We start from the raw sequence: 18872 nt of genomic DNA on the forward strand, positions 1-18872 counted from the left end.
CGGATACCAGGGCACTCCCGCGTCTAAACGGTCGTCACTCGGGCGCGCGGCGAAGGACGATCCATCCGGATTCAGGAGACCGCCCTCATTCTCCGTACACGGCGGACCGCCTCCACCGGGGACCACGTGCCCCTACGTGAGCGAACCAGCGGATAGCACCCCAGACCGAGAAGTGCCGCGGTGAAGTGCCCGATCGCCGTGAAGTTCAGATCTACGAGAAGCGGGACGGCGAAGAACGCCAGCACCGCTGCGACATAGAGGTAACGCCACGGTGCGCCAATGCGGTAGGTCAGCACCGCGATCACTCCGGCCAGTCCGTAACTGACACCGATATCGAGCGTGTTCACCGCCGACGCGGGGGCGTGGCCATGGCGAATTGCCCAGTACAGCGCCCCCTCGCTGATGTATGTCGCGCCGACGTGCGCGATCACCACCACCCACAACCACCGAAGCGTCCCCAGCCAGCGCTCCGCCGGGACGTGGAAGACGTTGAACGAAATGAAGTAGGTGATCCATCCGCCGCCGGCGAGCCAGAAGGCACTCGAGATCAGTACCCGAACGGGATCCTCGGCAAGATGATGCAAGTTGGTCGATCGATCGCCCAGTACCTGGGCGAGGACATCCGGCGGCAGGTTCCTCATCACCACCGATGTCACCAGCAGTATCGCCAGCCAGATATAGGTCCCGGGTGCCCGCCGAACATACGCCCACGCTGCCCGCGGAAAGGATCGAAGGCGTGAGGAGATGGCGACGTCCATCAACTCAGTGTGCATCGGATCGCCCTCGAGACGCTGAACCGGAGTCATAGCTCTGTGTGCCGGTCACGCGTCAGACGCCTCCGACGCATCGGCCCCACCTCGGGTGTCTTCCCGGTCGATCACCAACTCCGGCATCAGCAGCGCGAACGGGGCGCGATCCCCACCTCGACCAACCCGGTTGGATACCGCCACAGAATCGGCACGGCGACTGCGGATCCGATAATCCACGTGCGATCTGCAGGTGGTCCGTCACGTTTCGGTGAGCCTGGCTGGGGTCGGACAAGGGCGGCGCTTCTCGGACGGTGCAGCTTCTTCACGTCGATACGTTCGCGGCTGCGCGCGTCGCCTCGGACGTGTTGCTCCCGCTACGGTCGAATGAGGCTTATTCAAGAATCAACCGATCAATATCGCCCGATCCGCTCTTGGTCGACCCACTCGCCGCGAAGACATCTATGAACCCCAAAAGAACCTCTCTGACGGTATCTCGGTTCAATGCGGATCGGGCGCAGGGCGGACTGCGACGCCTTCGACCCCGGTCCCATTCTGGCCGCCGCACCGCATGACGACGGTGTAATAGCTCTGCAGGGATGCTGGCGAGCTTCACAGTCTGAGCCCTATTCGGCGCCAGACTGACGACTTTCGAAGCGATCGTCCTTTTCGATTGATCCAGCACGCCGACATCGCACTCTCGCCCGGTGTTGTCGCCCTTGGCGGTCACGGTCACATTGCCCGCTCCGCCGACTGCGCTCATCGTCGCGTCAGCGGCCGCCGCTCCTGCTCCCAGCGCGGCGAGCGAGACGGTCACCACGATCGTTGCGAGGACGTGCCGTGAACCCCTCGTGCTCGTTGTACTCGCGTTCATGATGGTCAGTCCCTATATTCGGTACGGCCATGACGCCGTCGGACAAGGCACCTCTCGACCGTTGTCGTCCTTGGCATATTCGTGACCGTCACGTGGGCCGGGCCTCAACGACGGATCCGAACTCTCAGGAACTCCACAGGTCGACCGTCAGGGCGGGCCCGTCATGCTCGAGCCGCGTGCGGGCCGGGGCGGTGGATCGGTGGCAACGGGTAGAACGGTGGTAGCGAGATTTCAGGACTTCCGCAGGGGCACACGTTGACCGATCTGTCGTTGCTGTCGGGGCCGGTACCACTCGTGGTCGCCGCCACGGGTGCGGCGGGCGGGGTGTGGTTACTGACCGGGCGGGCGGGGTGGTTTCGGCGCCGGGCGATACCGCTGTGCGCCGCCGCGGCGGGAGCACTGACCGGCTGCCTCTGGTTCTGGGTGGAGCGAGTGTGGCGTCCACTTCCCGACCCGATACCCCTCACCGTCTACCTGTGGACGGTTCTCGCCCTGTGGGCGGTGACGTTGCTGGCTCCCCGCATTCTCATCGCGCCCCGCCGTGTGTGGGCGGCTGCAGTGTCGGCCGTTGCCGTCCTCGCCGTGGTCGTGGCCTGCGCCGTACAGATCAACCTGTTCTTCGCTGCCTATCCCACGGTCGGTGCAGCCATGGGGTTCGAGCATGTGACTCGCATCGACTTCCAGGCGGTTCCCCCGCCGACACCGACACCGATCGTGGGCCGACCCCTCGAATCCGTTTGGGCGGCGCCGGCGGACATGCCACGGTCGGGCAAGGTGACCTCGGTGAGCATCCCCGGGGACCGTTCCGGGTTCCACGCTCGGCGCGCCGAAATCTATCTTCCTCCCGCCTATTTCACCGATCCGCGACCGCAGTTGCCGGTTCTCGTCCTGCTGGCCGGTCAACCCGGCCAACCGAAGGACTGGCTCACCGGAGGTAGGCTGGGCACCATCATGGACAACTTCGCTCACCACCACGGCGGGCTCGGACCTGTCGTGGTGGTCGCCGACGCGACCGGGTCGACCTGGGGTAACCCGCTTTGCGTCGATTCGCCACTCGGCCATGCCGCAACCTACCTCGCCGAGGACGTGCCCGCCTGGACCAAGGCTCATCTTCAGGTCGACTCCGATCCCGCTGCGTGGGCGATTGGCGGCTTGTCCTTGGGCGGAACCTGCGCGCTGCAGATGGCCACCAATTACCCCCAGACGTATCCGACGTTCCTGGACCTCTCCGGGGACCCGGTGCCCACCCTCGGCGATCGTCAACGCACCCTGGACGCCGCGTTCGGTGGCAACCAGACCGCGTTCACTCGGGTCAATCCCCTCGATCTGCTCGCCGAACATCGCTATCCTGGCTCGGCCGGTGTCTTCGTGGTCGGTAGCCGCGACGACGAACTCAAACCGTCGATCCGCAAAGCCTGTGACGCCGCCCGGCAGGCCGGGATGGACGCGTCCTACACGGAGGTTCGCGGCGGCCATGACTTCGCCGTGTGGTCCGCCGCACTCGCCACCGAGATGGACTGGCTGGCCACTCGGCTGGGGCTTACGTCCTGACCGTCCCTGGATCGGATGCCGGCGCCGGCCTGACCGGGACTGCAATGCGAAACAGGCGTGGTGGCGGTGAGTTGATGCCTGGCCCGGTGTGAGTAGAGCAGTCCGCACGGTGTCGGGATCCGGGACCGCGGAATGGGCCGATCCCGAGCTTACGGCTTGATGAACACGTCGTTGAGGGTGACGGTGCGGAGGTTCGGTTCCGGATGATCTTGACGAGTTGCGGGTAGACGTGGGGGACTCGGCAGATAGTTGAGATGCCCGAAGACGATTGCCTGCGGGGTGAAGTACTGGTTGCCCTCTGCACGATGTAGTCCTCGGTGATCAGCGAGGAAACGGACAGCGAGCCATACCACAGGTCGGCACGGTGTCGCCGAGGCCGGTGGCCACGTAATCGACGGCGGCATTGTGTTTTCCGTAGGCGGCCGAAAGTAAGGTGCGGCGTCAACGCCGTACGTCGCCTCGAGGAACCTCTGGTTCCTGTTGAGTTCGTCGGCGATCCGACTCTTCGAGACCGTCGTCAGGTCCGGGTGAGACCAGGTGTGGTTGCCCAGCTGGACCTGACCACTGTCGACCAGAGGCCGCAGGAGAGCGGCGTTGTCGGTACACGAGTCGTACTGGCCGTTGACGAAGTAGGTGAGCTTAACTCCGGTGTCCTGGGCGAACCGGGTGTAGAGCCGGACGACGTCGCTGTTCACGCCGTCGTCGAGGAGCGCGAGGAGGTCGCCGTTGCCGGGCAACGCTGCCAAGGTGCCGCCGCCGGGCACCTGTATTCGGGACCCAGCCGGCGGTGGGGGGAGTACCGCCGGTGGTGGGGATGCTGCCGGCGTCGGAGCAACGCCCTGATCAGCGGGATCGGGCACGGCGGTGCCCGGGTTTCGGCGCTGCTGATGCTGCAACCGCCGCGCCGACGACGGTGGCCGCGGCGAGAGTGAGGAATTGGCGTCGATCCACGGCCGCATTGCCGGGGTTTGCGATGAACGTCGATGATGTGCGACGCGGGCTCCACGGGCGGCACTGAGGCCCCACGCGTGTCACCGGATCGGTTGCGGCGGAACGTGCCCGAGTCGAATCTCATCGGGCGCATTTCACACTGAGATGCAATCTCAGCCCAGTCCGATTCTCAGCGTTCTTTCAGGAAGAAAGGCCTAGACTTCCCCAGCGCGCGTGGATACCTACACTGCCGCGCTGCGTCCGCCGTGCCCTCTGACGCAAGCTGATGAGGTGAGCCGGACTCGCGCGCGCCCGGGACATGCGCACTTCACCCTTCCGGGGGAAGTGCGCCGATGCCCGATATCGGGCATTGTTCCGATAGGACCGAATTCCGTTGCCTACCAATGCCATGGACGACCCGCAAGCCCATCGCGGCGCCACCGTCGGACGCAGGAAACTAGGTCGTGAACTTCCGATCAATACCGAGATTCTCTGCGCCCCTGCAGTTACGCTTCGCATACTTCTCCTTTTCTGTTTTGAAGCACTCTGAATGGGGTCGGCATGACGGACATCAGCACACGCTCTGGATACAGATCATTCACCCGCGCAGCCGCAGTCGCAGGAATTGCCGTGCTCGCCATAGTCATGGGCAACGGCACCGCCTCGGCCGGCGTCGACAATTCCAGCTCCGTCGTCGACGCGAGAGGCAATCGGATCGAAGTCCTGCAGGGCGATACTCAGTATCAAGCGGTCCCGCCGTTGGACGGCGTTCCCACCAGCGTCGAGTTCTTCCACAACGGATATGCCGGGGTCGACATCACCGGCCCGAACGCGGCAGAGTTCAAAGGCACCAAGCTCACCGTTGGCTATCAGATCGGTTACCCGATCGCCCTGAGCGGCGCGACCATTGTTCTCAATTCGCCCGGGCTGGGGTTTGTGATCGGCTCGAGCAACGGGATCGACCTGGGACTCGTCCCAGACCTCACCCTGGGACTGAACGCGGGCACCAACATCGGACTCGCCGGCGACATCATCCCGTCGCAAGAACTCGACATCGACCTGGCACCGGGCGGCATCACCACCGTTCCGCTGCTGGAGAACCAGTCATTCGACGGACCGGCGGCGTCAGTGCGGATGCAGGGGGTTCATGGTTCCATCTCCGGTGCGCTCGGTGCGGTCACCATCCGGCCGTACGCCACCGCCGTGACTTCCAGCGGTGACACCGTCACGACGTACGGTATGCCGCAGAAGCTCAATTAGCCCCTCACCGTCCGGAGACCAGCGGCCTGACGATGACACCAGAACAACACAGCAGGCCGACACGACTGATAGTCGCGTCGGCCTGCTGTTGTGTGAGCGGCCTACCCCCGGTGTGAAGTCATAGCGGCCAGGTCGAGTCGCCAGTGTGAGCGCCGATTTCACCGGTTGTTGCCGCGGCGTTGAACTACAGCCGTTCCTCCGAGGGCCGCAATCAAGAGAAGCAACACCGTCAGCACATTGATCATCGATGCCTCCGTTAGCAGGTTGGTTCGACCAGGAAGGTCGGTTTCCCGTCAACCTACACCTCTGCGGCGCTGGAGTATTCGTGTTTCGCTGGGCACCATGATGCCGGTTACACCGACCGCGTGCTCCCCGCTCGACGATATGACGTGAGTGCTGAGAAATCGCTGAGAAGACCGGTCTGTTCGTGGTGCAGCAGGAATGACGACGCATTTCGGCTGTCCGTACGCTGTGCCGGCAACAGGTCATTCAACATCGACGAACGACAGAACCCGGTCTGTTACCTCGCGACACCCCGCGAATACACCGCAGCGACCGGTGCACCACACCCGACCCCGGTGAGGACATCGCACCGGCGGGTCGAGTGGTCTGCGAGGCACTTCCGGCACCTGCCCGGTACGCGTGGGGCGACCGACCCTCCCGCGTCCACCGGCCATGTCCCAGAACAGGAATACCGACAGTCCGGTCGCGGCACGGATGGCGCACCCAGCAATGGCACAAAGGATTGCGATAATGACGGAATTTGTGAGCACCCTCAACCCGAGTTCAGGGTCACCGCAATATAGTGCTGCGGAGTATGACTCCTACCCCGCTGAGAGAATGCTGAGAACTGAGACGTGTCCGAGAAGACCGGATTCGGTCACAGTGCGCCCGTTACATGTGAGTAGAATTCAGCGAGTGCTGTAGTTCGCTGCAACCGATACGGCGGCACGACGGCCCCCGCCCACCGCCTCGCAGATGTGGTGGCGGGGGCCCTTCGCGCTTCGCGCTGGTGTTGGGGCGCACCAACTCCCCGGTGCGGTGGAGAATCCGAATCTGGGGAGTGCCCGATTTGGGCGGCGACGCTGGCCTCATCGACGGGCCGGCCGGTCGGAAATTATCCTTTGGTGCAGGTGCGAACGTCGGCGACTGGTTAGGCTTCTCCACCACCGATCACGGACTCGGCTTGGGTGCCGCCCTGACCAGCGACGGTCTTCCTCATCGCGATCTTTGCCACGGTTCTCTACCTGACGCTCACCCGCAGCGACGTCGCCGAAAGAGAACACGAACGGGCTTCACCGCGACCGTGGCCCCGGGGAGGTGAGCGCGCACTTTCCGGCGGCAAAGGTCGCGAACTTCCGTACCATCACCCAGGACACGCTCGCGAAAGCCGAGGCCGGCAACCAGGCTGACGCAACGGCCCGGATCACGCACCTCGAGACTGAGTGGGACGACGAGGCGAACCTGCACCCCTGGACGAAACCGCCTGGATCGTCGTCGATGGTCGGACCGGCAACGCCCTCGAGGCGTTGCGAGCGAGCACACCCGTCCCAGCGACCGAGACACAGACTCTCACCGCACTATTGACCGACCTTCACTGAGACAACCACCGAGATTCCATGGCATTTCCCTCCCGCCGCCAGTCAACGGAAAGGCGATCCTCGGCATTCGCGAGGAGTCGGTTCCGGTTTCAGCATGCTCACAGGGAACGGTTGCCACACTCATCCCATGCTGTGCACTACCACGGCGTTGGGCGAGGCCACAGAACTCACCCTCCGCTTTGGGTGGGATTGTCAACGAACTGAACCGTCACCGGCGTCGCCCGGACACCGTCCGATCGCACCGCGACGCCCGCCCATCCCGAGTACTTCGACGACCGCACCCGATAGCTGTGGTTCGTGGACCATGTTCGCGAAAGTGTCTGCTGCCCAGGCGCGCTCAGCCCTCACTGCCGCGCGTCACGTGCGTACGCAAAACCGTGCAATACAATCCATTTGTCCCATTCTTTGCGGGAGAATCGGCGCGCGCCGCCAGTAGGGTCAGCTGCCGTTCAGCTGTCGTTCACTTCCAGCTATCAAACAGACTTGTTGCACCCCTAGGGTTCTCGTGCATCCTCGAAGCGGTCGCAGTCGGCGCCGCCCTCCCAGCAAAAGGAACAATCACGCAGGAAGATGACCAAGCTGATGGCTGTCGCGATTATGACCATCGCGTCGATGGGCATCGTGACCGGCACCGCCTACGCCGATCCCGCCCCCGCCTCCGGTGTCGGATGGAACGTCACCAGCAGCGGGAACCAGGTCATCGTCGATACCGCAGCCGGTTCGCTGAGCAACGAGAACAATCACCTCGTAGCACGTGACGCCGCAGGAGTACTCGTCGACTCGGTGCCGTTGGCGATCGCAGTCGACGGTGTCAGCCACCCGGTCGCCGCCCAGATCGACGGACACACCGCAACCCTCACTGCCGACGCCAGCCCCGCCGCCGCCACCCCGGTCAGTCTCCCACTCCAGCAGGTCGACCTGCCTGCCGCCGCCGCAAACGTCAAGGACAACATCACCCTCACCGCGGCGGTCGGCGGATTCCTCGGCGCCGCCAGCGACTTGGTCGGCGGGTGCGTCCTCGGCGCGATCGCCGGTGGTGTCGTTTCCGCACCCGCTGCGCTGCTCTTCGGAGCGGGACGTCGCGGGATGCATCGCGGGGCATTGCTTGTCGGCGCGGGAGCGTCGCTCGCCGGTACCGCAATCGGCGGTCTCGGCGCGATGGCAGCCAACGCACAGCCGTTCACAACCCTGCTGAACCAGCCGCCGGCCGCCAAGTAGTAGTCAGCACAAGCGGTTCCCGAATACGAGAAACTCCTATCCCCGCGAAGCATCGCCGGCCTCAGTCCGAGGACCAGCGATGCACCCTTATCCGGGGTGAACGCACCACCACGAGAGCTCGAAGCACGGCGGAACCCGTCATGCAGGCCTGCGCCCTATCGCGTCGCCGTCATCTCGGCGCACACGCCGCGCCCATGATCACGACACGCCTGGATCGCCGACCTCGAACAGGGGCCTGGACACCGCACCGAGAGACATCCCCAACGTTCAATCTCGCCGAAGCAGCCATGGACCTCAGCCGCGCCGATCGACACCTACTGTCGCGTGTGGGTACCGCTGGCTCTTGCAAAGCAGCCACCTCCTCCGCGCGATCTCGGACACTGAAGAACCGTACCCACCGGTCTCAAGTTCGAGAAATGGATGACGCTTATGGTTGCGGTCGGGTGTATTGCGTCGGGCCCATCTCCAGCCTCTCTCGGCGTTGATACCGAAAGATTGCGGGTGTGCGGTATTCGTCCGGCGACGACCCCAATCGTGGCGGAGGACCCGGCACCGACGCTCACCCGAGCCCTGGACTCACGACCCCGCGGTCACGCTCAGAAACGTCCGTGGACGGCGGGCGCGAATTCGAGAGGCCGGAGAGTGACCCCGCCACCAGACGTTCGAACTCTCGGGAAACGAGAAGGACGATTTCAACGTCGGTACGAGGCCCAGGACATCGCGATGACTACATACGCAAGCAAGATCGCCAACGCTGCCGCGACGCCCAGGACCACGTGGCGCAACGTCACCTTCATCGCCCCTCCCCTCCCCCGACGCGTTCTGTCCTATCCGGTCCGCCCGGGATCCGGATGATGTCGTCGGCGCTGTCCGTGATGATCATCGTTTCCCTACTACGGCGGCGAACCTGGTGGGCGCGGTCCGATGTTCCATTCTCGCCCAGGCTGCCTCGGCGGTAAATGGCCCGAATGTGCAACACGTCCCGTCGTGGCGGTCTACTTCGACCACCCAGTACTCGGTCACATGGAGGGCTGCTACGGCTTCGACGACGGTCTCAGTCATCGGTGCTCCTTTGCAAGAGTGAAGCCTCGCGATTGTGTCAAGATCCATTGTCCGCCGACCCCAGCTTGCAGGACTAGGGACCGGTACCAACACTGCCGACAAAGACCGTGGTGTGCACATCGCCGTGTATCACCGACAGGTCGATCCCGATCCAGGCCGCGCCCCCTCCTCATTGCCGCTCATCGCTCAGAAACCGGAACGGGCCCGCCAATACCGCGCAGCCGAGATCGAGCAGCCGATCGAGCAGTACAGACCCTCCCACCCGCATCGGTCGAGTGGGTAAAGCGGGTCTCAGAGCGTCACTCGACGTGCCCGGACGGTTTGATCTCGGCGGACAGTTCCTCGAGGCGGCGTGTGGCTCTCGCCAACCGACCCTCGAGTTCGAGGATTTCCACCACCAACTCGTCCCGCTCGGCAAGCCGGTAGGCAAGCTCGCGCTGAGGTGATTTGGTCTTCATCAATTCACGATACGCCCAGGTAGCCGGTCGATGTCCGCCCCAAGCGCCCGGGCGCATCGCACAGTTCGGTGCGCGGGCTCGGCACCCCAGGCAGCCCTGCGTGTGGATCAGCTCCGCCAGCGAGATCAGGCGTTCGGCCTCGCCGCCGTCGCGTCCGTCATCGTCGTCCTCAAGGTATTTCTCACACGCTGACCGCCGGCCTACGAGAGCCACATCCGCCGCCCCGCGCGCCCGGTAGTTCGGTCCAGCGATATCAGGAACTGTCCTGACGCCGGCATGGTCGGCACCGGCCCCGAGCCCGCCCGCGGGTAAGTCGCCGATCATCGGACGTTCCCTTCGGAGTCGACCAGTAGTAGTTCGATCCGGGCGACGTGGGGCGTCGTCGTGTCGCGCCACCGGCATCTCGTTGGATCGTCGAAGTGGGGCGACGGCGGGCCTCGGCAAGTTCCGCGCGGAGTTCCTCGATCCGCTCCCGACGGCCTCCGTATTGAGAGCGCGAGGCGGCGAGATCGGCACGGGCGGTGGCGAGATCGTCGCGGATCTCTCCTGCGCGGGTCCCTCGGCCTGAATGGCGGCCCGGGCGTCGTCGAGGTCCGATTCGGGCAGGCCGACCGTGGCCGCGTTGGCCGAGGAAGCGCGGTCCGCTTCCCTGCACAGGCCTGGGTGCTCTCCTCCCGTGATCGGCGGCGGCATCGGCCCGCACCTTGTCCGCGGTCACCAGGGCGCGGCGCAGGTGCACCTCGACGGCGGCCTGGTCCCCAAGCAGGTCCACGGCCCTCGTCATCCGGTCGGCGACCGCGGACAGCCGCGCTACACCCCTTCGGCCGCCTGCCGCAGCAGCGGCAGCGTGGCGCGGCCTCGGCCGTATCCACCGGTGTCTCCGCGGCGGGGTGGTTGTGGGCGAGCTGGGAGTCGACCGGCGCGGTCGTCCCGTCGCGTATCGAGTGCGAATCCCCTTGGGCCACACGAGAGCTCAACAGATTTAATGGGAATGGACTCGCAATCGGGCTGCCTTGGAGCGCCACGCTGAGCGGGCATCCGGGGCAACCGAGGCGATCACGCAACAGCAGCGCGACACGGCACGATGCTGGCTCACGATCCACACGCGAACAGCATCACTCACGGGGTGCCGTATCCGACGGCTTCAATTTCATGACGAAGGAGCACCGACAATGAACACAACCGCGACGGGCATCGTCAACTTGGCTGTGCGGGTGTCCGCTGGGAAGATGGGTGACCGTGACCAGCGCAGATTCGTCGTACACGGGCTTCCGCTATCCGAAGGAGATCATCAGCCACAGCGTGTCGCTGTATCATCGCTTCGCGTTGAGTCTGCGTGACGTGCAGGAACTGATGTTCGAACGCGGCGTCGTGGTCTCGCACGAGACGATCCGGCAGTGGTGCGCGAAGTTCGGCCAGTCCTATACCAATGAGCTGCGCCGCCGCCGGCCCCGCCCGACAAGTGGCACCTCGATGAAGTGTTCATCCCGATCAACGGCGAGTAGAGGTATTTGTGGCGTGCGGTCGACCAGGACGGCGTGGTGCTCGACATTCTCGTCCAGTCGCGTCGAAACGCCAAGGCAGCCAAGCGGTTCTTCCGTAAGCTGCTCAAGGGTCTGTGATACGAGCCGAGGGTGCTCGTGACCGACAAGCTGGCCAGCTACCAAGTGGCGCAACGCGAGATGCTGGCCTCGGCGAGCATCGCCGGTCGAAGTATCTGAATAATCGGGCCGAGAACTCACATCAGCCCACGCGACAACAGGAGCGCCGGATGAAGCGATTGGCCTCACCTGGGCAGGCACAACGGTTCCTATCCGCGTTCTCCGGCATCACGGGGCACTTCCAGCAGCTGCGGCGGCACATGTTGTCGGCATCCGACTGGCGACGCGAGATGACCGCCCGCTTCGCTGTGTGGAACGAAATCACCGCGACCGCCACCGCTGCCTGAACAACACAACCAGACAACAATTTCCGGGCTAAGACGAACCCAAACCTTCTGCACCCCTGCAACTATCACTCAAGTTGACGATGCCGCCTGTGGCTCGGAGAACCAGCATTTGGGAAATACCGCACTGGGGCCCTGCTCTCAGGTTCAGAGGTTGCCTTTCCGGATGACTCGTCCTGGATTTCCGTCCTGCGGCATTTCGGGGATCTGCGGGTGCAACTCCCGGTGTGAGATCAGTTCGAGGTCGAAATGCACCGTTGCTCCGTCGTGGTGCAGTGCGTCGGTCCAGCCCTGTTCGGTGATGATCGCGAGCATGAGGGTGTTCTCCGCGAGGATTTCCGCGGTCAGGTGTGCCACACCGTGAAGGTAGGCGGCCGTTCCCAATTCCCGCACGAGCTGTGTGCCGATGCCGTGCCGCTGTTCGTGGCCGGTGACCGCGAGTGCGATCTCGGCGCCGATGTGTCCGGGGGTGGTGTCGGTGACGACGTAGTTGGCGACGCCGACAAGGTGATCGTCTTCGAACGCGCCGAGGGACAGGTGCGCGTAGTCCTGCCGGCAGATCTGGGAAGCGAACTCGCCGAGGTGTTTCGGCCGCGGCGCGAAGAAGCGCAGATAGGCGTCCTCGTCGGACAGCTGCTCGTGCAGCTGCACCACCGCGTCACAATCGTCTGGGCCGAGCGCGCGGGTGGTGACACCGGGGATCGCGGTGTCCGTCGCCGACGCGGGCACCACCCTGGCTTGCGCGGTCGGCCGGCGCGCCCGGCCGGGTTCATCCGGTGGCGGCCGGGGTGGGCAGACCATCGTCGGGCACCGGCTGTGGTGGAACAGGTACGGGCTCACCGATTCACCGGCCCCAGCCGCAGCTGTGGGTCGTCGCCCGTGGGTTCCGATGACCACCAGCTGCGCGCCCGCTGCGCGTTCGCTCAGCGCCTCCCGCGGCGGGCCGGGCACCACGGACGCGGTGACGGCGACGCCCGGGAACGCCGCCCGTGCCGCGGACAGGATGCCCTCGAGGGTGTCCTGCTCGGCGTGGGTGGTATCCAAACCTGTGGCCTGCTCGGGTGCCGGCGCGGTGGGCTGGGAGTGTACGGCGATCAGTGGGGCGCCGAACAGGTCCGCGTATTCGAACGCCATCAGGGCGGCTTCGGCGCTGTCGGTGTCGGTGTCGACTCCGAGGACCACGGGCCGCTGGTCGGGAAGCTGTCCCGGTTGCCCCCGCCAGATGATGATCGGGCACGAGGTGTGTTCGGTGACGGTGCCGGCCCGCGAGGTCGCCGCCAGCACGTCGGTGCTTCCGGCGTCCGGGTGCCCGAGTACCACCATCCGCGCGCCCTGGCCTGCGGTGGCCAGTGCTCGCATGGTGGACGGGTCGATGCATTTGCTGCTGGCTTCCTCGATCAGCGCACCGCTGACGTCGAGATCGGGGAACCGGCGGTGGACGACCGCGATCGCATCGTCGACGACTGCGGTCGCGCTCGTATACGGTGCCCCGGCGGCCGGGCGGTGAGTGATGTCCGCCCACCTGTGGTCGGCGCCCTGAACGATGTGGACGATGCGCAGCGGGCAGTGCAGGCGTTCGGCCAGGGCGGCGGACCACAGTGCGGCGTCGCGCCCGATGGGTGGTTGGTCCACGGTGACCACGATCGGGGCCTGTTCGTGTGCAAGCATGAGTCTTCCTCACGATTCGGCCGGCTGCGACGTCCCCCGTCATCGTCCCCGCCGCCACGCATGTGCGCGATGGGCGGTGCCGTGCTCGACTCCCACCTCGTTCGTCAAGCAGTGTGGCGGGACTGCGCCTGCGCCCCGAGGGGGTGCACGTTACGGGCTTGGGGCGGTTGGTCGGTGCGGTCGATCTCGTAGACCACCACCTCACCGTCGTGGAGGGTGCCGAAGCCGTCTCCGGCGATCTCCGAGAAGTGCACGAAGACGTCGGCGCCGCCGTCATCGGGGGTGATGAGACCGAACCCCTGCTCACGGTTGAACCAGTGGACGACTCCGTGTTCGCGCGTCGGCTCCTCGTATTGGGAACGGCTGCGCAGGCCGCTGGTCATGATGATCGCCGCAGGAGGTCGGTTCCCACCGCGATGGCGGCCAGGCCCAGTACACACACCACCGCCCCGACCACAACGTTGGACCAGATCATCGCCGTGCCGGTGGTCACACCGGTGACGAGCCAGGGGGATACGACCAACCAGATCCCGAGCACCGGCGCGACGAAGGTCATGCCGTGGGTGCGGCCGTAGGCCGACCCGAACGCGGCCGCCAACAGCGCGACCGCGAGACCGGCGATCAGGTTCGACATGGTGAGCGATGTCTGGTCGGCGAAGCCGATGATCCAGGCGGACAGCACCCGCGGCCCGAAGCCGCCGACCCCGTAGGGGGATCCGGCCGTCGATGCGCACCGACCGCCACCGCAGACCGGAGCACGGTGGCTGCGACCCAACGTTCGTGTTCATACCTTCCATCACACGACGATCGCGCGGACGCGCCCAGGGCCGCCGGTCCTTCACTTGGTTACCAAGGTCCTTTTTCTACCGGGTGTGCTCGAGGCGGTGCCTTCACGCTGCCCTGCAAGCGGCCGCGAAGGTCGTCATCGTTGTCGGCAAGGCTGTCGCCACCTCGCCCGCGGATCAGCGCGCCGCTACCCGGACCACCACCTCATTGCGACGGAGGAATGGGATGGTCCACGGCGGATCGTAGAACCAGGCGACGGGTTCACCGTTCGGGACCCACGCGGTGTCATCCAACGCGCGCAGCAGTTCAGCGGTGCGCGCAGCGACCGCCCCGGGGCCGCGGTCGCCTGTGAAACGCAGCGCCGCGACCGTCTCACCGGGGACCTCCACGACTTCCACGTTCTGGTCCTTGGGAATGGGCAAAGCTTCCATCGTCCATTTCGACGGCATGTAGAACCGGACGACCCACGAGTCGCCCGGACCGCCGGCCTGGGATACCGGCGAGGTCATCGCGATCTTCGACTTACTCACGTTGGCGCCGAAGATGTATCCGGCCAGGCGCCGGAACCCTGCGTTACGGGCACTCTCCTCGTCTCCGGGCACCGTGGTCTCGGCAGCGACACGCGGACCGTACCGGCGGATCTCGAGGCCTCGAATCTTCTCCTGGACGTCGTAGCGAGGCTCTTCGGTGCCGCTGCGAATTCCTACCAGCGACCCAAAACCCTTCGCCACATCGGTCGCGATCGTCACCAACCCCATATCGGCCTCCTTGTCGGATTGCTTCGCCGTGAACTCTTACGGGACACCACCTACCACCAAGGGATCGTTCCTTTGCCTCGGCGATCCTCACGACCCTGCTCGGCGCGGTGCTGGGGGGCTCTGCGTGACTCCGGTCCGCGGGCAGGACCGAGAACGACCACTGATGGCGGACGGCAGTCGCGGAATGAGATCTAGGTCTTCATCAACGACTCGCGCACCACGCGACGCAGAACCTTGCCAATCTGGGAACGCGGTAGATCTTCGACCACCACCACCTTCCGAGGCACCTTGTATGCCGTCAGATGGGTTCGGCAATGCTCCCGCGCCGCCTCGGCGTCGAAGTCGCTTTCCGATGCAACCACCGCCGCGACCACTTCTTCACTGCCGCTCGGTGTCGGCAGGCCCACAACGGCGACGTCGGTCACTCCGGGGAACAGTCGCAGCGCCTCTTCCACCTCGGACGGCATGACGTTGAATCCACCGGTGATGATCAGTTCCTTGATGCGATCCACAACCGTGACGAAGCCGCCAGGATCAACTTGGACAATGTCGCCGGTTCGGAACCAGCCGCCTTCGAGCAGCGCTTCCCGCGTCTTTTCGGGTTTGTTCCAGTACCCGGTGAACACTTGAGGCCCTCGAATCAGCAGCTCGCCGCGTTCCCCTGGCTCCACGTCCTCGATGGGATTGTCGGGACGCACGACCCGAATCTCGGTGCTGGGAAAAGGAACTCCGACGGCACCTGGGCGGCGCGCGAGTCCGATCGGATTTCCGAGCGCGACCGGAGACGTCTCGGTGAGCCCGTAGCCCTCGACGAGCAACCCACCGGTGACCGTTTCCCACAGTTCGAGTGTCGCTGCCGGCAACGGCATCGCCCCGGAGATCGCGTAACGAGCCGACGTCAGGTCCACACCCCGCTCCTGTGCGGCACGCGCGAGTCGCTCGTATATCGGTGGCACCGCGGGGAGAAATGTCGGCGGATGTCTCTTCGCTGCGGCCAGCACCAGGTCGACGTCGAACTTCGGAAACAGCACCAGGCGTGCGCCGATACTCATCGCGAACGTCAGACACAGCGTGAGCCCGTAGGCGTGGAACATTGGCAGAACGGCGTATACAACCTCCTCACCGTCCACAAGCCCTGGAACCCACGCGCGTCCCTGCTCGGCGTTGGCGGCGAGGTTCCGGTGACTGAGCATGGCGCCCTTCGGGGTGCCTGTGGTGCCGCTCGTGTATTGCACCGCCGCCAGATCACCGACGGTGGGTCGGGGATAAGCCGGGTCGATTCGCCCCTTGGTCAGCAGCTCCTTCCACGGAACCGCTGCCGGCGCCGGAGCGGTCAACTCGCTCCGAAGCTTCCGCGCCCTCGCGATGGGCAACGCCAGGCCGATCCGTTTGGTCAGGGGCATCGATTGCGTAATGTTCACCGCAACGACGTGCTGGAGGGCCGTCTCGCCGGAGAACTCGCGGAGCATCGTGCACACTTTGTCCCAGGCGATCGCGACCTTTGCACCGTGGTCCGCAAGTTGGTGCGCCATCTCCCGAGAGGTGTAGAGCGGATTGTGCTCGACCACCACACCGCCGATCCGCAGCACGGCGTAGAACGCGACAACGTGTTCGGGGCAGTTCGGCATGATCAGAGCCACCCGGTCACCGTGGCTGACGCCGAGGCGTCGCAGTCCCTCGGCCGCACGTTGTACGCGGTCATCGAGCTCGGTATAGGTGAGTTCTGCTGCGAAGAACTCGAGCGCCGGCCTGGGCCCGAACCTGGCCACCGAGGCGTCGAACATGTCGACCAGTGACGTCTCCGGGATTTCGATGTCCGCTGGAACCCCTTCTGCGTAGCTGCTGAGCCACACCCGTTCGACACTCTTTCTCATGCGGACCACCTGCCCCTATCGCACCTCGTCGCCCTAGGACTGCCGCGCAGTGCTCCGCGCGGTCGGCTAATGGCATCCCGGCCCCCTCGGGTCGGCGTCATCGCTGGGCTTGCCGCCGAACCTACGACCGTCCGACACGTACTTCTAGAGGCGTTGGACCCCGGCAGGCGGCGACGTCGATGATGATCTGCCCGAGGCCGCGCGACGGATACAACCTCTACACCCCGCCTGCGGCCGGTCTGGGTCAGTTGACCGACCATCCCGGTGCGTGCCCGAGACCCTGCCATTCCCGCTGCAACTGCGAGCGGTGGTGTTTGGCGAGCAGCCAGTGGAATCCGATCAGAAACAGACCACAACCGACCGTTCCGAGCATCAGGAACCCGAGTGCCGCGCCGATTGCCCCGAGTGCGTTGTCGGTGGCGGTGTTCGGGGCGGCCATGTAGTTGCCGTCTTTGTCGACCCAGACGGTCACCGTCTGTCCGGCCCGCGCCCCGGTACCGGTGTCCACGATGCCGGTGTGCTCGGTGCCGTCGACCACCCACCGGGCGCGAACCTGATCCTGCCCGGTCGGGCCCCGGGTCGGCTCTTCCCCCATCGGTGGGCGGGGATTTTCGAGCAGCACTGCCGGCACCTGCTGCCCGTTGGCGGCGGCCTGCTGCGCTTGCTCGGTCAGGCGGGTGTGCGTTGCGGTGCCGACGGCACCGGCAATGGGTACAAGCATCAACACCACACCCACCATGATCAGCACCATCAGTGATTCGATCCGGTCGCTGCGCCGCATGAGCGGGTTACCGCTCCACGGTGCCAGGCGCCACCACCGATCCAGTACAGTTTCGCCGCCGATCATCACAGCCTCCCAGGGTTGTCGTCCCTTCCGTCGAGTGTCGACCCGTCAGTGCCCCCAGCCGTAGGGCCACAGGTCGACACGAAAGGCCCCCGCGCGAGGGACCTTCGTCACCTCCAAGCCCAACGCGGGGGTGACCACCGCCCAGGGACGTGCAAGATCACGGGCCGAGTAGGTGCTCACAGCAACCGGACCGTATTGTCGTCAACTCATTCGGCCCGCGCATCTGCCGAACACGTCGGCGATCGCGCACCACCGAGGAAGCCGTTCGTAGACCACGTTGACACCCCGCCAACCGGTCGCTGGTATTTCAAGATCAGGGCAGAATCCCTACTCGGATCCCCCGGCACGTCGGCCCACTCGACCGCAACCTCGTCCTCGACATCGAACGCATCGCCGGGAACCACTTCACCCTGCCCCGGCCCAACGGCGACCATCGTTAACCAACCGAAGCCAAACCGACTTCAGGTAGCGCAGTCGCGGCACAACTTCATTCCATCCCTCGTCGCCGCCAGCCGGGAACGATGCTGCACCAGAAAACACCCCGAGCACACGAACTCGTCCGCCTGCCGAGGCAGAACCCGCACCCTCAACTCCCCCTCCCCCGACAGGTCTGCCCCCGGCAACTCGAACGCCTCCTCGACCGCGGCGTCGTCGGCATCCTCCTCGATCGCCGGCACCGGGGCGAGCCGACGATCGACCAACTCCTCCGATTCGTCAGTATCGATGTCCTCGACGCGAGTGCGCCGCGGTGCGTCGTAATCAGTGATCATGACAACCTCCTCACATCCCACCGCACCGGCACCCGAGACGGTGACATCGACGCTAGAGCCCCCACCGCGCACCGGCAGGGGCCAAAGGTCACCACCAGCGTCACCACCATCATCCGGTCACCCGCGTAGGGGGTCCCTCAACCCGCAGTACGAGCGACGTTGCTGCCGCGTGCGCGCCCTGCGCAGCCCGAAGCAGGCTCCCCGTCATGTCACTCATTGTCTGGGTGCACTAGGCGACGATAATTTCAGTTATCGCACCGTATGTCGGCATTATTGCATCTGATGCATGATTGTCCTTCGATCGGCCATCGCCATCAGTGACGCCATCTGTTTGCGAGATCTGGGCGTTGACCTGGCCATATACATACCAGCGCACCGGACGACCCGCAGCTAATCGCTCATAAGTGCGCCCGAGTGAGACCGTTAGACGATGGATCGGCGTGTCGATGGCCTGCATGCTTGCCACGTTTTTGCATTTGTTGCATGATTCGGGCATCAGATGCTCGCAGCATTCGGAGGTGCTC

General features: G+C 65.1%; 16 protein-coding genes and 2 pseudogenes. 6 read left to right on the plus strand and 12 right to left on the minus strand.

Annotation, left to right across the window (positions count from 1 at the left end):
• Positions 1-71: 71 nt before the first annotated feature.
• Together GO592_RS23130 and GO592_RS23135 are read right to left on the minus strand one after the other, a co-directional pair.
• Positions 72-773, minus strand: coding sequence for a rhomboid-like protein (locus GO592_RS23130; RefSeq protein WP_085990378.1), 702 nt, complete (start codon positions 771-773; stop codon positions 72-74).
• 367 nt (positions 774-1140) lie between these two features.
• On the minus strand, positions 1141-1563 hold the full coding sequence (locus tag GO592_RS23135; protein WP_157234244.1) for a hypothetical protein: 423 nt from the start codon (positions 1561-1563) through the stop codon (positions 1141-1143).
• 312 nt (positions 1564-1875) lie between these two features.
• Here GO592_RS23135 and GO592_RS23140 point away from each other — a divergent pair, with 312 nt between their 5' ends.
• The gene (locus GO592_RS23140) at positions 1876-3171 is read left to right on the plus strand and encodes an alpha/beta hydrolase (protein ID WP_007297746.1); all 1296 of its coding nucleotides are present in this window, start codon (positions 1876-1878) and stop codon (positions 3169-3171) included.
• Between the two features lie 149 nt (positions 3172-3320).
• Here the strand turns inward: GO592_RS23140 and GO592_RS23145 are convergent.
• Positions 3321-4122: pseudogene (locus tag GO592_RS23145) on the minus strand (polysaccharide deacetylase family protein).
• A 540-nt stretch (positions 4123-4662) separates the two neighbouring features.
• On the opposite strand from GO592_RS23145, the gene GO592_RS23150 reads away from it, so the two are divergent.
• The 3 genes from GO592_RS23150 to GO592_RS45905 all read left to right on the plus strand — a co-directional run bounded on the left by GO592_RS23150 (position 4663) and on the right by GO592_RS45905 (position 9035).
• Positions 4663-5361 carry an MspA family porin gene (locus GO592_RS23150; protein ID WP_039951391.1) on the plus strand — a complete coding sequence of 233 codons (699 nt, stop codon included), beginning with the start codon at positions 4663-4665 and terminating at the stop codon, positions 5359-5361.
• A gap of 2183 nt (positions 5362-7544) precedes the next feature.
• A complete protein-coding gene (locus GO592_RS23155; protein ID WP_237720434.1) occupies positions 7545-8180 on the plus strand; it encodes a hypothetical protein in 636 nt (211 codons plus the stop codon).
• Between the two features lie 723 nt (positions 8181-8903).
• Positions 8904-9035, plus strand: a complete 132-nt coding sequence (locus GO592_RS45905) for a hypothetical protein (RefSeq protein WP_272943274.1) — start codon at positions 8904-8906, stop codon at positions 9033-9035.
• A 506-nt stretch (positions 9036-9541) separates the two neighbouring features.
• Here GO592_RS45905 and GO592_RS23160 read toward each other — a convergent pair.
• Positions 9542-9700, minus strand: a complete 159-nt coding sequence (locus tag GO592_RS23160; RefSeq protein WP_157234245.1) for a hypothetical protein — start codon at positions 9698-9700, stop codon at positions 9542-9544.
• 30 nt (positions 9701-9730) lie between these two features.
• Between GO592_RS23160 and GO592_RS23165 the strand changes: the two genes are divergently transcribed.
• Complete coding sequence (locus tag GO592_RS23165) at positions 9731-9892, plus strand: hypothetical protein (protein ID WP_157234246.1); 162 nt, start codon at positions 9731-9733, stop codon at positions 9890-9892.
• 1047 nt (positions 9893-10939) lie between these two features.
• Positions 10940-11648: pseudogene (locus GO592_RS23170) on the plus strand (IS6 family transposase).
• Positions 11649-11792: 144 nt separating this feature from the next.
• Here GO592_RS23170 and GO592_RS23175 read toward each other — a convergent pair.
• The 8 genes from GO592_RS23175 to GO592_RS23210 all read right to left on the minus strand — a co-directional run bounded on the left by GO592_RS23175 (position 11793) and on the right by GO592_RS23210 (position 18805).
• Positions 11793-13313, minus strand: coding sequence for a GNAT family N-acetyltransferase (locus tag GO592_RS23175; RefSeq protein WP_202714978.1), 1521 nt, complete (start codon positions 13311-13313; stop codon positions 11793-11795).
• A gap of 104 nt (positions 13314-13417) precedes the next feature.
• Complete coding sequence (locus GO592_RS23180; RefSeq protein ID WP_443218441.1) at positions 13418-13684, minus strand: cold-shock protein; 267 nt, start codon at positions 13682-13684, stop codon at positions 13418-13420.
• An 8-nt stretch (positions 13685-13692) separates the two neighbouring features.
• Positions 13693-14088, minus strand: a complete 396-nt coding sequence (locus tag GO592_RS23185; RefSeq protein WP_237737153.1) for an SPW repeat protein — start codon at positions 14086-14088, stop codon at positions 13693-13695.
• Positions 14089-14275: 187 nt separating this feature from the next.
• Positions 14276-14857: an SOUL family heme-binding protein gene (locus GO592_RS23190; RefSeq protein ID WP_007298982.1), complete on the minus strand. Its 582-nt coding sequence runs from the start codon at positions 14855-14857 to the stop codon at positions 14276-14278.
• Positions 14858-15048: 191 nt separating this feature from the next.
• Positions 15049-16731, minus strand: a complete 1683-nt coding sequence (locus GO592_RS23195) for a long-chain-fatty-acid--CoA ligase (protein ID WP_007298983.1) — start codon at positions 16729-16731, stop codon at positions 15049-15051.
• 244 nt (positions 16732-16975) lie between these two features.
• Positions 16976-17578 carry an Rv1733c family protein gene (locus GO592_RS23200; protein ID WP_007298984.1) on the minus strand — a complete coding sequence of 201 codons (603 nt, stop codon included), beginning with the start codon at positions 17576-17578 and terminating at the stop codon, positions 16976-16978.
• A gap of 461 nt (positions 17579-18039) precedes the next feature.
• Positions 18040-18348: a DUF4193 domain-containing protein gene (locus tag GO592_RS23205; protein ID WP_005264214.1), complete on the minus strand. Its 309-nt coding sequence runs from the start codon at positions 18346-18348 to the stop codon at positions 18040-18042.
• A gap of 229 nt (positions 18349-18577) precedes the next feature.
• On the minus strand, positions 18578-18805 hold the full coding sequence (locus GO592_RS23210; RefSeq protein WP_172650047.1) for a hypothetical protein: 228 nt from the start codon (positions 18803-18805) through the stop codon (positions 18578-18580).
• Positions 18806-18872 lie beyond the last annotated feature (67 nt).

The sequence above is a fragment of the Rhodococcus sp. 21391 genome (assembly GCF_016772255.1).
GTDB classification, from domain to species: Bacteria; Actinomycetota; Actinomycetes; order Mycobacteriales; family Mycobacteriaceae; genus Rhodococcus_F; species Rhodococcus_F opacus.